Consider the following 14819-nt stretch of genomic DNA (forward strand, 5'->3'; position numbering starts at 1 on the left):
ATGCTGAGTTCTCTGGCAGGGAAGCCGGCTTCTTATAAAGAATTAACAGATATTGCCTCGCTTATCAGTGATTATTATGAGTATCAGCCGGATTGTTCATCTGCAGAGCAAAAGGTAAGCTTTGGAACATCCGGTCACAGGGGAAGTGCTTTTAAAAAGAGTTTTAATGAAGCACATGTCCTGGCAATTACGCAGGCGGTATGTGAATATAAAAAAAAGATGGAGTATGACGGAGTGCTTTATATAGGCAAAGACACGCATGCCCTCTCAACCCCTGCACAGATAACTGCTGTCCGTGTATGTGCCGCAAATGGTATTTATGTCTGTATTGCCAAAGACGGAATTTATACCCCCACACCTTTGATCTCTTTTGCAGTTTTAGAACATAACAAACACAACAAAGAGAGAGCAGACGGTATAGTCATTACTCCCTCCCACAACCCTCCCCAGGACGGCGGCTTTAAATACAATCCGCCAAATGGCGGACCTGCAGATACCGATGTGACAGCCGCTATAGAAAAAAGAGCGAATGAAATTTTACAAAACAATCTTGAAGATGTCGCTCTTTTCTCTTATGAAGAGGCTGTGCAGTCACAATATGTTTCAGAATATGATTTTATTACGCCTTATGTGGAAGCACTCTCTGAAATTATAGATTTTAAAGCTATAAAAAATGCCAAATTCAGGTTGGCGGCAGATCCGTTGGGCGGATCAGCCATACAGGTGTATCAAAAGATAAAAGAGTATTATCATCTTGATATGGACATCGTACATCCCTATGCGGATTTTACCTTTTCTTTTATGACTTTGGATCATGACGGAAAAATTCGTATGGACTGTTCTTCGCCTTATGCAATGGCTTCATTGTTGCAACTCAAAGAGAAATATGATGTGGCGTTTGCAAATGACACGGATGCCGACAGACACGGAATTGTAACGCCAAAAGGCGGACTTATTAATCCGAATCATTATTTGAGTGTGGCTGTCTGGTATCTCTTTACGCATAGAAAAAACTTTACGAAAGATTTGAAAGTCGGAAAAACTTTGGTTTCAAGTTCTATGATAGACAGAGTCTGTGAAAGTTTGGGTATAGAAGTGTATGAAGTGCCGGTAGGTTTTAAATGGTTTGCAGAAGGCTTGTTTGAAGGATGGCTTGGATTTGGAGCAGAAGAGAGTGCCGGAGCATCATTTCTAAAAAACAGTGCTTCTGTTTGGACAACAGACAAAGACGGCATTATTATGACACTCTTGGCTGCAGAAATTATGGCGTTTACAGGCAAAGATATAGCAGATATTTATGCAGAGTTTGAAGAAGAATTCGGTGTTGCTTATTATGCCCGTATCGATACACCTGCCTCGTTGGAGCAAAAAAAGATACTGAAAAATCTTCATGCAGACTCTCTTGACATACAAACACTCGGCGGCGAAAAAATCAAAAAAATTCTTACGAGAGCTCCCGGTAACAATGCGGCTGTAGGCGGACTGAAAATTGTGACACAAAACGGCTGGGTTGCCATGCGGCCATCGGGAACAGAAGATATTTACAAAATATATGCCGAGAGTTTTCTCTCAAAAGAGCATTTAAAACAGATACAGGAAGAGGCCGTGTCCATAATGAAACAATTATTTTCCAAATCCGGGGTGATTTAAAATTGTAAACAAGGGAGAGAGATGAAAGCAGTAGTTATGGCGGGCGGATTCGGTACAAGAATTCAGCCTTTGACACATTCACGTCCAAAACCGATGTTGCCTGTAATGAATAAGCCTATGATGGAGTATACGATGATGATGCTCAAAGATTCAGGTATTCAAGAATTTATAGTGCTTTTGTATTTCAAACCCGAAATAATTCAAGACTACTTTAAAGACGGCAGTGATTTCGGTATAAAAATAAGCTATGTTTTACCTGATGATGATTACGGCACAGCCGGAGCTGTAAAACTTGCACAGGAACTCATAGGCAATGAGAATTTCATTATCATCAGTGGTGATTTGGTAACGGACTTTGATTTTAGCAAACTGTTGCAATTTCACGAAGAAAAAAAATCAAAACTCTCCATCGGGCTTACTTCGGTTGAAAACCCTCTGCAGTTTGGCGTGGTTATTGCCAATGAAGAGGGTGTGATTGAAAAATTTCTTGAAAAACCGAGCTGGGGAGAAGTCTTCAGCGACACCATAAATACAGGAATTTACATAGTGGAACCGGAAATTCTGGACTTTATTCCAGAGGGTGAAAACTTTGATTTTGCAAAAGATTTGTTTCCAACACTTATGGAGCAAAAAGTAGAGCTCATGGCTTACAATCTGCAGGGTTACTGGCGTGATGTGGGTAATCCGCAAAGCTACAGAGAGGTATATGAAGATATACTGGGCGGTGAGGTGAAATTTACAATACCGGGCCAGAAGAAAAAATATCCTGAGGGAGTGCTTTATTCTTTAGGCAAAAATACGCTTGCAGATTCGGTTGAGATTATCGGTACGGTTGTTCTGGGTAACAGTGTGACAATTCAGAAAAATGTAAAACTTAGCAATACTGTGATAGGGGACAATGTAGTCATTGGTGCATCAAGTAAGATTAAAAATTCTGTTTTTTGGGAAGATATTAAGGTAGCTACACATGTTTTAATGGATGGGTGCATTATCTGCAATGATAATATTATTGAGAGAAATGTTACAGCCATAGCAGGTCTTATACTGGCAGAGGGGTGTGAAGTAGGGGAGTTGACACGTTTTGACAAAGATGTAATCATCTGGCCAAATAAAAAAATACAACCGGCTTCCGTTGTGACAAACAATCTTATTTTGGGCAGTAAATATAAAAATTCTATTTTTGAAGACGGGAGTGTTTACGGGAAGAGCAACATTGAACTCTCTTGTGAAATGGCCACAAAACTGGGAGAATCTCTGGGTGCGCAGCTTCCGGTGCATTCTACCGTATTAGCCGGACGTGATTATGACAAAAACTCACATATGATCAAACGTGCTTTTTTAGGAGGACTGGTTTCTTCGGGAATCAATATACTGGATCTAAAAGATACGCCTCCCTCTGTGCTGAGGTATACGCTTGCACATGATGATACACTGGTCGCCGGTGTGCATATTAAAAGATGCCTGAATGATACAGCGAGTTCTGAGATCACATTCTTTAATGATGAAGCCATGAAAATACATTCCGAATCTGCCAAAGCAATCGAAAAAACTTTTTTTACAGAGAAATTCCGTCGAGTTGACTATAACAAAATTGGGAGAATTCGAGATACCGAACATAAGATAGAGGCTATTCGTTATCAGCGGGCAATTATGGATAATATTGACCATAAGATTGTAAAACATGAAAATTTCAAAGTGGTGATTGATGTAATGCATGGCACAACAGTAGATATATTTCCAAAAATTATCAATGATATGGCCGTAGAGCATGTAATTCTCAACGCTTATTATGATGAGAAAAAATTAACAAATATTGCTCTGCTTGAGAAAAAATCACAACTCAATGTGTCAAAAATTGTACGCTGTCTGAATTATAATATGGGGTTTTTAATTTATCCCAATGCCCAGCAGTTAGTTTTGGTGGCTGAAAACGGTATGGTTTTGAGTAAGGTAAAAGCTTTGTATGCCGTGCTTGAGTTGTTGAATCTGGAGGGGATGAATGAAAAAAAGAGAGTTTTTTTACCTGTCTGGGCGCCGGATATCCGATATTTTAAAAATCTTGTGATAGAAAGAGGCAAGTACAGTGATTTTAAAGTGCAAAAGTTAAAAGAGTATGATCTGATTGCCACAGTGGACGGCAATTTTGTTTTTACGGAGTTTAGCTATACGCGTGATGCCATCTATGCGAGTCTGAAAATTATGGAGCTTTTGAGTACCTATAAAATTGATTTGTCAATTCTCATAAGAAGTCTGAGCGATTTTTACTATAAACATTTCAAGGTAGAGTGCCCGCAAAAGCTCAAGGGTACAATGATGCGAAAATTTCTGAAATACGCAAAGGAAAAAAAATCATCATCAGAAATGGGTGTGAAAATCTGGGAAGACAAAAATGACTGGGTACTCATGATACCTGACCAGTACAGTGAACATCTCAACCTCTATATTCAGGCTGAGAATGATGAGAAAGGAGAGTTGCTTTATGAATCATATTTGAAAAAAATAGAGCAATTTTCAAAAGAGTAGAATAATTATGAATGTAAGTTTTATGTGGCATATGCACCAGCCTGATTATCGTAACGAAGAGGGAATTATGCAGATGCCGTGGGTTTTTTTGCATGCTGTAAAAGATTATTATGATATGCCGTGGATGCTCAGTCGGTACCAAAACATACATGCAACATTTAACATAACTGCACCGTTGATACAACAGTTGAAACTTTATTATAAAAATCCTGAACAGTCAGACAAATTTTTGTCTCTTTGGCTGAAAAATCCCTCTTCTTTAAAATCGCAGGAGAGACAATGGCTCATAAAAATTTGTAAAAGTTCTCAGTTTGAGACGATGGTAAAAGGCTTGCCCCGTTATGAAGAACTTTACAGGAAAGATGCTTTGGATGATGATGAGTTTCTGGACCTGGAGATTTTGTTTTTACTTTCGTGGTGTGGCAACTATCTTCAAAAAAACAACTTACATGTAAAGCGTTTACTGCAAAAGGAAAGAAATTATACAAACGAAGACAAAGCAGAACTTTTAGAGGAATTGTCAAAATTTACGGCAGGTATATGGGCGTTTTATAAAGAGTTGTATGATGCAAAACGTATAACAATCAGTACGACGCCTTTTTATCATCCTATACTGCCGTTGCTGCTTGATATGCAAAATGCAAAAAGAGCAAATAACCAAACGCAGATACCGCCAAATTATGAAAAACTTGAAGAAGATGCCCGTTTACATGTACAACAGGCAAAAGATCTGTTTTTTGATACTTTTGGTTACACAACAGATGTTTTCTGGCCTGCTGAGGGAGCTGTTGATGAGCAGAGCGTCAAGCTTTTAAAATCTCTCGGTGTGCATTTTATAGCTACAGATGAAGAGATACTTTATAAATCTTTGAATACAAAGAATAAAAATCTTATTTACACACCCTATAATCATAACAATATGCTTATAGGATTTCGTGATCACAAACTGAGCGATTTGATAGGTTTTGAGTATAGATACAAAGAGGCCGGAGAGGCCGCAGAAAATTTTATGTCAGCATTGGAGTCTGTACAAAACATCAATGACAATGCCACTGTTTTTGTTATTTTAGACGGTGAAAATGCCTGGGAATTTTATAAAAACAACGGTTTTGATTTTTTTGAGGCACTCTACACTTCTTTGGAAAAAGCATCCTGGTGTACAACCTTAACAACGGATGAGGTAAAAAGCCTGCCCTCGAGAAAGCTTAGTAAGCTGGCACCGGGCAGCTGGATAAATGCCTCTTTTGATACCTGGGTCGGAGAATATGAAAAGACGAGGGCCTGGGAACTTTTGTTTTTGGCAAAAAAAGATTATGAACATCATAAAGAGAGATTAGATGAGGATATAAAAGTAAAAATAAGAGAGTACTTTTTAAAAGCAGAGTGCTCTGACTGGTTTTGGTGGTACGGAAGCGACCATTATACAAATTTTGCTTTGGAATTTGATGCAATTTTTCGCAGATATTTGATAAATATTTATAAACTGATTGGCATCTCGGTGCCAAATGATTTATATATACCTATAAGCAAAAATCAAAGCAGTACAAAATTTTGGATAAAACCGCAGTCAAAAATAACACCGAATATAGACGGTAAAAGAGACTCGTTTTTTGAGTGGATGGGCTGTGGTGTGATAGATGAAAGCAAAGTTTTTTCAACAATGCAGTCAAATACGGGACCCGTCAAAAAAATATACTACGGACAGGATGATACTAAACTCTATTTTGCGTTTGAAGGAGCTGTGGAAAATTTGTGTAAAAAGGGCAGGATAAATATCATAATCGACCCGACGGGAGTGAGTATAAAAATCTCTTTTCATCAAAAAGAGACTGTACTCCAAGGCATAAAAGTAAAATCGGCATGTAAAGAGTGGCTGGAAATAAGTCTGGATAAAGAGCAGATAAAGCAAAAGAAAATCTGGTTACGATTTGAAATAGAACAAAACAGTGCTTCATTGCAAACCCTGCCGAGTTTCGGTGAACTTGCAATCGATTTGCAGGATGACTATGCCAAAAACTGGTTTATATAAGGAAGTGAAATGAAAAAAGTATCTTTATTGTTCGGGATTCATATGCATCAGCCGGTAGATAATTTTGACGAAGAAGTAGACAAAGCTGTCAGACTCTGTTATGAACCGTTTTTTCAGACAATGCTGCAATATCCAAAGTTTAAGTTTTCTCTGCATTGCAGCGGGTGGTTGCTTGACAAGATAAAATCAGAGTATCCGGAACTTTTTGCAAATATGCAGACTTTGACGAAAGCCGGTTCTCTGGAGTGGCTCAGCGGAGGATATTATGAACCCGTGCTTTCTTCCATACCCTCCAAAGACCGTCGAGCACAGATAAAAAAGCTCAACAACTATATAAAAAAACATTTTAAGGTAAAGCCTCAGGGCTTATGGCTGACGGAACGGGTTTGGGAATCTTCTTTGGTAACAGATTTACAAAAATGCGGTATACAATATGCCATGGTGGATGACTACCATTTTTTGAGTAACCGATATGACGCAAACAGACTCAACGGCTATTATATGACGGAAGACAACGGGGAAGATGTGGCGCTTTTTCCCATAGCAAAAAAGTTACGCTATGCTTTGCCTTTTTCAAATGTGGATGATGCGATCAGTGCTGTTTTGGAGTATCAAAAAGAAGAACCCTCTGCTGCCGTTATATTTGATGATGCTGAGAAGTTCGGGCTTTGGCCCGATACAAACAAATGGGTGTATGAGCAAAAATGGCTGCAGAAGTTTGTAGAAGCTGTTTTGGAAAATAAAAAAATCATTACCCAGCATTACAGCAAATATCTGCAAAAAAACAACTCCTTGGGACTGGCGTATCTTGACAACTGCTCTTACGCTGAAATGGGGGAGTGGAGTCTGCAGACAGAAGATGCTTTGGAATTTGAAAAGGTCCAAAAACAGCTTGCTCCCTATATCATCAAAGGCGGTATTTGGAAAAACTTTTTTATAAAATATCATGAGAGTAATTATCTGCATAAGCGAATGCTCTATCTGAGTTCCAAACAAAAATATTTTGACAAATATTCACTTGATGCACTCTATAGACTGCAGACAAATGATGGCTTCTGGCATGGTGTTTTTGGTGGTTTTTATCTGCCTAGCCTGCGGGACAATGCTTATAAATATCTTCTGGAAGCAGAACAGCAGCGAGCAAAAGAGGAGATTGGTTTTGAATTTTTTGATATTGACAAAGACGGATACAAGGAACTCAAAGTTCTGACACCGACACTGAGTCTGCTTTTTTCGACAAAAAATGGTGCGCAGATGGTGGAGTTCGGCTCACTTGAAACACTCTTTAACTGGCAAAATACCATAATAAGAAGAAAAGAGCCCTATCATAATAAAATTTTAGAGGCAGAACAAAACAGCAATGATGTAAACCATGCAAACAAAGAAGGTGTTGCTACTATTCACAACAGAGACAAAAAAGCAGATGTGTCTTTTAAGAGCGAACTTGTGTTTGACTGGCATGCGAAGAACTCTTTTGTAGACCATTTCAGCTGTGAGAAATTTACATTGGAGAGTTTTAAAAGTCTGGCATACAAAGAGGTGGGTGATTTTGCGAACGGAGCGTTTGTTCTGAAAAATAAAAAGTTTGTTCGCAAGGGCGGTATCTATCTCGGCGGAGAAAAGTATGAGGCAAAACTGCAAAAAAGGTATTTTTTTGATACAAATGCTCTTCATTTAAAAAATAGATTTACAACTCTATATGCAGATAAACTGTATTTTGCACAGGAGTTTAATTTTCATTTTGCCCACCCTTACAGTGTTACTTTAAATGAGAAAACTGTGCAAGAGGGTTTGTGTTTGTATGATATTGACAAATTAGTGATTTATGATGATTTTACGGAAAAAGCATTGATTGTCAGGACAAATCAAAAATGCGATGTGTTTGCCTTTGTTCTGCATACTGTTTCACAGTCTGAAAGCGGTTTTGAAAAAATCGCGCAGCAGATAAGCTTTGTTTTTACAACAGATTTTCTGTCAGAGCTGCAACTGGAGTTTTCTTTGGAAGTGTGCAATGTCTGAAATACGTTATGACAAACTGCATAACAAATATGTAATTATCGCACCTGAGCGTCTGCATCGTCCAAATCTGGTAAAACAGGAGCCTGCAGAGTCTGAGAAAGAAAACTGTCCGTTTTGTGAGGGACATGAAGATTTTACGCCGCCGGAAATTTTTGCCCTAAGAGACAACAACAGGGCAAATGCACCGGGCTGGAGAACAAGAGTTGTTCCGAATCTGTATAAGGCAGTACAGATTGAAGAAGAAAATATTTCCCAAAGAGACGGTTTTTTTGAGTATGTCAAAGGGTTTGGTGCACATGAAATTATTATAGATACACCCTGTCATGAGTGCAGATTTTCTGCCCTTTCTCCAAAAGAGATCTTTGACTGGCTGCAAACGATACATGCACGGATAACCGATTTGACAAAAGACAAAAGAATTATCTCTTTAAATATTTTTAAAAACAGCGGGAAAAATGCGGGAGCCTCACAGGAGCATCCGCATACACAAATTATAGCGTTACCTGTAATGTCCAAAAATGCCCTGGAATTTTTACAAAGAAACCAGGCGTATTACTCGGTTCACGGCAGAGGAATCGTTGAAGATATACTGCATAATGAAAGAGTGGCAAAAATCAGAATAATCAATGAAGTAGGCATGTTTACGGCATACTGTCCTTATGCAAGTTTTTTTTCTTTTGAAGTGATTATTGCTCCGGGTAAAGTGCTTTCAAGTTTAAACAAATGTTCTCAAGAAGAACTTGCAGATTTGGCACAACTCATAAAAAATGTTTTTGTAATGTTAGATATTCAGCTTGATTCTTATGATTATAATATCAGTTTTCATATTGCACCGGTAAATGAAAATTTTGAAAATGAAAAATATATGGATGATATTGATAAAAATTTCAGTTTTTATCTGCGTATAATGCCAAGAATATATACCTTGGCCGGATTTGAAATATCTGCAGAGATGGCAATTAACGGGATTGAACCTGAAAACTGTGCCAAATTATTGAGGGGAAAATAAAATGCGTGTTCTTTTTGCAGCCAGTGAAATTTTTCCTTATGCAAAAACAGGCGGTCTTGCCGATGTTGCCTCCTCTTTGCCGCTTGCTTTGCAAAAATATGTTCAAATTTTCAGAGTCATGCCTTTGTACGGTTTTATGCATGAAGAGGAGTATGTTTTCTATGACGACTTTACGGTAAGTTTGGACGCTAAGCATTACCCTGTGAAGATTTTTACCAAAGAAGACAAAGGGATTGTGACCTATTTTGTCAAAGCACCACATCTGAGTCAGACGCACAATCTTTACACAGATGAACACGGGGACTATAAAAACAATGCGCTGCGATTTGGCATATTTTGTATGGCAATTATTGAGCTCTCTATCCGTCTTAACTGTCAACTGATTCATCTCAACGACTGGCATACGGCATTAGTAGCACTTTTTATACAAGAGTATCAACTCAGGATAAAAACAGTGTTTACGATTCACAATCTTGCCTATCAGGGTATTTTTGAACAATCAGTTTTGGAAACATTGGGCATACCGTCCAAATATTTTACTATGGATGCTCTGGAATTTTATTCAAAAGTCAATTTTCTCAAAGCGGGCATTGCCTGCAGCGATGTGATGACGACGGTAAGCCCGACATACGCACAGGAGATTGTAACAAAGGAATTTGGCTGCGGTTTAGAGGGTTTTTTGCAAAAACACAGGGAAAAACTTGTCGGTATTTTAAACGGGATTGATGAAACTGTTTTTCGGCCTTTGCAGAGCAAAAAAGTAAAAAGGCAGGCAAAAACTGAATTTTGCAGCAGGTTTGGCTTTGAAGATTCAAAGCTGCCGCTTTTTATTATGGTAAGTCGGTTAACTGAACAAAAAGGTATTGATTTGTTGCTGGAGTCGTTTGCAGAACTCCAAAACAAAAAACTTAATCTTTTTATTTTGGGAGAGGGCGAAGCAAAATATACAAAAGCGCTGAAAGAGTTTGCAAAAAAACACAGAAACTTTTCTTTTGTTCAGGACTTTGATGAAGAGCTGTCACATCAGGCATACCTTGCTTCTGACTTTTTACTGATGCCCTCAAGGTTTGAGCCTTGCGGATTAAATCAGTTCATTGCCATGAATTGTGGGAGTATAGCCGTCGTACATGAGGTCGGCGGACTCAAAGACTCTGTGCATGAGCATACAACCGCTTGCGGACAGGGGATTAGCTATAAGGAGCAGAACAAAAAAGAGTTTTTGTATGCTGTCGATAGAGCCTTGTCTCTGTACACAGAGAAGGAAAAAATGCAAAAGATTATAGATTTTAATCTTGCATGTGATTTTTCTTTTGCTGCAAGTGCCAAAAAATACTTCAAAATTTATAAGAGTCTGCTATGACACTTGGCATTGATATAGGCGGAACATATCTTCGTTATGAACTCAGAGAAAATGGCAAAAGAGTAGAAAAAGCATCTCTCAAAAGCACACAGACAGGACTCTGCAGTTTTTTAGAGATGATTTTAAAAAAAGAAAAAAAGATTGCAACTGTTTTTATATCCTATGCCGGACAGGTCAAAGATGGTACTATTCTTGCCTCTCCAAATATAAAAATCGACAAACATGACATAAAAGTCTATATAGAAGCCAAATACAAGGTAAAACTTTTTATAGAAAATGATGTAAACTGTGTTGTTTTAGCAGAAGCAAAAGCGCACAGGGCAAAAGATATCTGTGCCGTTTATGTGGGGACAGGTCTGGGGCTTGGGGTTGTCTCCTCCTCTGTTTTGATCAAGGGGAGTGACAGTATTGCAACAGAGTTAGGCCATATTCCCTGCAAAAAGACGCCCTTTACATGTAACTGCGGCAAACAGAACTGTATAGAACTTTTTTGCTCAGGAAGCGGACTTTTACGATGGAAAGAATATTATAAACTCAATACAGAACTGTGTTTAGAAGAGTTAGGTCAAAGTACAAATGACAAAGCACAAAAGATTTACCATGCGTTTGTTGAAGCTCTTTTGTATGCTCTTGGCACAACAATAACACTCTTTAATCCGGATGTTCTGGTGCTTGGAGGAGGGTTGATAATGAACAACAGGTACTTACACGAAATTATTGAACAAAAAATCCATGAATATGCTTTGCCTCTTGCTTTGAAAAATATTCAAATTACTCTTTCACAACTTGAAGATGCCGCTCTTGAGGGTGCATTTTTATTAAAGGATTCTCATGTCTGAAAAACTAAATATACTTTTTGCAGCTGCCGAAGTGGTTCCTTTTGCAAAAACAGGCGGTTTGGCTGATGTTGCCGGTGCCCTGCCAAAAGCGCTGCAAAAGCTGGGTCATAACATTAAAGTTGTTATGCCGAGATATTACACTGTGGAGACAGAAAAACTGGAAAAACTTCCTGCACCACTGGGTGTTCCCATGGGTATTATGGGAGAGCTTTGGGCAGGGGTTTACAAAACAACTCTGCCGAAAAGCAAGGTGGAAATCTATTTTATAGACTATGAGCACTATTTTGGAAGAAGCGGACTGTATGGGGATGAGAACGGCGGGTATCATGATAATGACAACCGCTTTGTATTTTTTTCAAAAGCAGCTTTGCAGCTTTGCAAAATGCTGCACTTTACGCCTGATATTATTCATGCAAACGACTGGCATACGGCTGCGCTGCCAGTTCTTGCCAAAACACGCTTTGTGCATGATTTTGCGTATGCGGCTTCTGTGTTGACAATTCACAATCTGCAGCATCAGGGACATTTTTACAAAGGGGTGATGGATGTTATGGAGGTCGGCTGGGAATATTTTAATCCGTACTCTTTGGAGAGTTCTGAAAGTGTCAATATTTTAAAAGGCGGCATTGCCGAAGCGGATGCCGTTACCACCGTATCAAAAAAATATGCTCTTGAGATTCAAACACCGGAATTCGGTTTTGGATTGGACGGGCATATAAGAGTACACAACCATAAACTTTTTGGCATCTTAAACGGAGTGGATTATACAGAATGGAACCCCGCTGTTGATAAATTTTTAGCACAAAACTATGATGTTGGAAACATGCGGGGAAAGCTTACATGTAAAGAAGATCTGCAAAAACATTTTCATCTTGCAGTGCGGGATGATGTTCCTCTAATAGGCTTTGTAGGACGTTTTGTAAAACAAAAAGGTATAGAACTGATAGCGGGCGTGATCAATAAACTCTTGGACCATGATATACAGGTCGTTATGCTGGGAACCGGTGAGTATTGGGCTGAAGATTTTTTCTCAGAAGTAGCCCGTTTTAGAGATAATTTTGCCCTGCATGCAGGATATTCAAATGAACTGGCACATAAAATAGAAGCAGGCAGTGACATGTTTTTAATGCCCTCTCTCTTTGAACCCTGCGGACTCAACCAGATATACAGTCTGCGCTACGGTACTTTGCCTATAGTCAGAGCCACAGGAGGGCTTGATGATACGATAATCAATTTTGATGCGCAGCATAAAATCGGCAATGGTTTCAAATTTTACGATGCTACAGCAGAAGCACTTTATAACACGGTTTTATGGGCTGTAGATGTTTACAACAATAAAAAAGAGGCATTCCAAAGAATGCAAAAATTTGCAATGCAGGAGCATTTCAGCTGGGAAGATTCGGCGAAAGAGTATGAAAAAGTGTATCTGTTTGCATTGCAACATAAACGAGGAAACAATTATGAAATATGAAGTTTTTTATGATGTGTCACGCTTGAGCGAATTTGATATATACCTGTTTAAAGAGGGGAAACATTTTCAGCTTTACAAGCATCTTGGCTCTCATAAAATGCAAAGAGAAGGTGTTGCGGGGGTTTATTTTGCCGTATGGGCACCAAATGCCAAAAGTGTTTCCGTGCAGGGAGATTTTAACCACTACAACAGATATACCCATTTTTTAAAACAACGCGAAGATGATTCCGGTATATGGGAAGGTTTTATAAGTGGGATAGAAGAACTCAGCACATATAAATATTTTGTAGATTCAAAACATCAGCATGTAAGTAAAGACAAATCCGATCCTTTCGCCTTTTATGCAGAAGTGGCACCGAGTTCGGCATCAAAGATTTATGCGTTAGAGGGGTATGCATGGCATGATGCAAAATGGATGAAAAACAGAATGAAAAACAATGCGCATAAAGCGCCGATTTCCATCTATGAAGTCCATTTAGGCTCATGGAAACGCAAGACAGAAGAAGACAACCGTTTTTTAAGCTATGTTGAATCTGCGCATGAGTTAGCCGCTTATCTCAATGAGATGAATTACACGCATGTGGAGATTATGCCGGTTATGGAGCATCCTTTTGACGGGTCGTGGGGGTACCAGACAACCGGATATTTTGCACCGACTTCACGATATGGTTCCCCACATGAGTTTATGGAGTTTGTTGATATTATGCATGCCCATGATATCGGTGTTATTTTAGACTGGGTGCCTTCGCATTTTGTCAATGACGGGCACGGACTAATGAACTTTGACGGTACCTGTCTGTATGAGCATGCCGACTCACGCAGGGGATACCATCCTGAGTGGAAGAGTGCCATATTTAATTATGACAGAAACGAAGTGCGTGCTTTTTTGATCAGTTCGGCGATGTTTTGGCTGGAGATGTACCATGCTGACGGCATACGGGTTGACGGTGTAGCATCTATGCTCTATCTTGATTATGCAAGAGAAGAGGGAGAATGGGTCCCCAATGAGGACGGCTCAAATATAAACCATGGTGCCGTGAAGTTTTTACAGGATTTAAACACCGCCGTGTATAAAAATTTTCCCGATATTATTATGGCAGCCGAAGAGTCGACAAATTATTCCATGGTGACAGGGTTGGTAGACAAAGGCGGGCTCGGTTTTGGCTATAAATGGAATATGGGCTGGATGCACGATATACTCAAATATATGAAAACAGACCCGCTTTTCAGACAGCATTATCATAAAGATCTGACATTCAGTTTCGTCTATATGTTTAATGAAAATTATATATTGCCTCTCAGCCATGACGAGGTTGTGCATATGAAAGGTTCTTTGATAAATAAAATGCCCGGAGACAATTACAGAAAATTTGCCAATTTAAGAGCACTCTATGCCCTTATGACGGCACATCCCGGCAAAAAACTCCTGTTTATGGGCGGAGAATTTGCACAGTTTAACGAATGGCATTATGAACAGAGTCTGGATTGGCATCTTTTGGAATATTCTGCACACCAAGGGGTGCAAAACTGTGTCAAAACACTGAACAAACTCTATAAAGAGGAACCCTCTCTGCATAGAAATGATGTCATAAGCGAGGGATTTTCATGGATAGAAGAGAATGATGATCATGCCAATGTTATTGCCTTTGTCAGAAAAGGAGCACGAAACCAAAAACCCATCATAATCGTGTGCAACTTTGCAGATAAAGAACATGTGAACTACCCACTGGGCGTGCCGACGAAAGGGGTTTACAGTGAAATCTTTAACTCTGATTTCACCGGGTTTGGAGGTGCAAGTGCAAAACTGAGCAGGGTAAAATCCTGTGCAAAAGAGCAGCACGGTCGAAAGAACAGCATAAAAATTACACTGCCGCCGCTCAGTGTGATATATCTGAAAAAAACAGAGTAAGGGAGGATTT

At 39.2% G+C, this 14819-nt stretch carries 9 protein-coding genes; all 9 read left to right on the forward strand.

Features of this window, described 5'->3' with window-relative positions:
• From pgm to glgB, 9 genes are read left to right on the forward strand one after another with little or no spacing between them, the layout of a single operon-like run.
• Entirely contained in the window at window positions 1-1650 is a 1650-nt protein-coding gene (pgm, locus tag LCX93_RS02505; RefSeq protein WP_226068089.1) for a phosphoglucomutase (alpha-D-glucose-1,6-bisphosphate-dependent), read from the forward strand.
• A gap of 21 nt (window positions 1651-1671) precedes the next feature.
• Window positions 1672-4173 (forward strand): sugar phosphate nucleotidyltransferase, encoded by a 2502-nt coding sequence (locus LCX93_RS02510; RefSeq protein WP_226068098.1) that lies wholly within the window; start codon window positions 1672-1674, stop codon window positions 4171-4173.
• Between the two features lie 7 nt (window positions 4174-4180).
• Window positions 4181-6202, forward strand: coding sequence for a glycoside hydrolase family 57 protein (locus tag LCX93_RS02515; protein WP_226068100.1), 2022 nt, complete (start codon window positions 4181-4183; stop codon window positions 6200-6202).
• Between the two features lie 9 nt (window positions 6203-6211).
• Window positions 6212-8221 carry an alpha-amylase/4-alpha-glucanotransferase domain-containing protein gene (locus tag LCX93_RS02520; RefSeq protein ID WP_226068102.1) on the forward strand — a complete coding sequence of 670 codons (2010 nt, stop codon included), beginning with the start codon at window positions 6212-6214 and terminating at the stop codon, window positions 8219-8221.
• Entirely contained in the window at window positions 8214-9230 is a 1017-nt protein-coding gene (locus LCX93_RS02525; protein ID WP_226068104.1) for a galactose-1-phosphate uridylyltransferase, read from the forward strand. The genes LCX93_RS02520 and LCX93_RS02525 overlap by 8 nt, the downstream gene beginning before the upstream one ends.
• Window position 9231: 1 nt before the next feature.
• Window positions 9232-10590 (forward strand): glycogen synthase, encoded by a 1359-nt coding sequence (locus tag LCX93_RS02530; protein WP_226068106.1) that lies wholly within the window; start codon window positions 9232-9234, stop codon window positions 10588-10590.
• Window positions 10587-11429 (forward strand): ROK family protein, encoded by an 843-nt coding sequence (locus tag LCX93_RS02535; RefSeq protein ID WP_226068108.1) that lies wholly within the window; start codon window positions 10587-10589, stop codon window positions 11427-11429. Before LCX93_RS02530 ends, LCX93_RS02535 begins: the two co-directional genes overlap by 4 nt.
• Window positions 11422-12900, forward strand: coding sequence for a glycogen synthase GlgA (glgA, locus tag LCX93_RS02540; protein ID WP_226068110.1), 1479 nt, complete (start codon window positions 11422-11424; stop codon window positions 12898-12900). The genes LCX93_RS02535 and glgA overlap by 8 nt, the downstream gene beginning before the upstream one ends.
• Window positions 12890-14809: a 1,4-alpha-glucan branching protein GlgB gene (gene glgB / locus LCX93_RS02545; RefSeq protein ID WP_226068111.1), complete on the forward strand. Its 1920-nt coding sequence runs from the start codon at window positions 12890-12892 to the stop codon at window positions 14807-14809. Before glgA ends, glgB begins: the two co-directional genes overlap by 11 nt.
• The last annotated feature ends 10 nt before the right edge of the window (window positions 14810-14819 follow it).

The sequence above is a fragment of the Sulfurimonas sp. SWIR-19 genome (genome assembly GCF_020410885.1).
Taxonomy (GTDB): domain Bacteria; phylum Campylobacterota; class Campylobacteria; order Campylobacterales; family Sulfurimonadaceae; genus Sulfurimonas; species Sulfurimonas sediminis.

Coding starts and splice junctions, on each gene's coding strand:
- pgm (WP_226068089.1), top strand. CDS start 1: ATGCTGAGTTCTCTGGCAGGGAAGCCGGCTTCTTATAAAGAATTAACA.
- LCX93_RS02510 (WP_226068098.1), top strand. CDS start 1,672: ATGAAAGCAGTAGTTATGGCGGGCGGATTCGGTACAAGAATTCAGCCT.
- LCX93_RS02515 (WP_226068100.1), top strand. CDS start 4,181: ATGAATGTAAGTTTTATGTGGCATATGCACCAGCCTGATTATCGTAAC.
- LCX93_RS02520 (WP_226068102.1), top strand. CDS start 6,212: ATGAAAAAAGTATCTTTATTGTTCGGGATTCATATGCATCAGCCGGTA.
- LCX93_RS02525 (WP_226068104.1), top strand. CDS start 8,214: ATGTCTGAAATACGTTATGACAAACTGCATAACAAATATGTAATTATC.
- LCX93_RS02530 (WP_226068106.1), top strand. CDS start 9,232: ATGCGTGTTCTTTTTGCAGCCAGTGAAATTTTTCCTTATGCAAAAACA.
- LCX93_RS02535 (WP_226068108.1), top strand. CDS start 10,587: ATGACACTTGGCATTGATATAGGCGGAACATATCTTCGTTATGAACTC.
- glgA (WP_226068110.1), top strand. CDS start 11,422: ATGTCTGAAAAACTAAATATACTTTTTGCAGCTGCCGAAGTGGTTCCT.
- glgB (WP_226068111.1), top strand. CDS start 12,890: ATGAAATATGAAGTTTTTTATGATGTGTCACGCTTGAGCGAATTTGAT.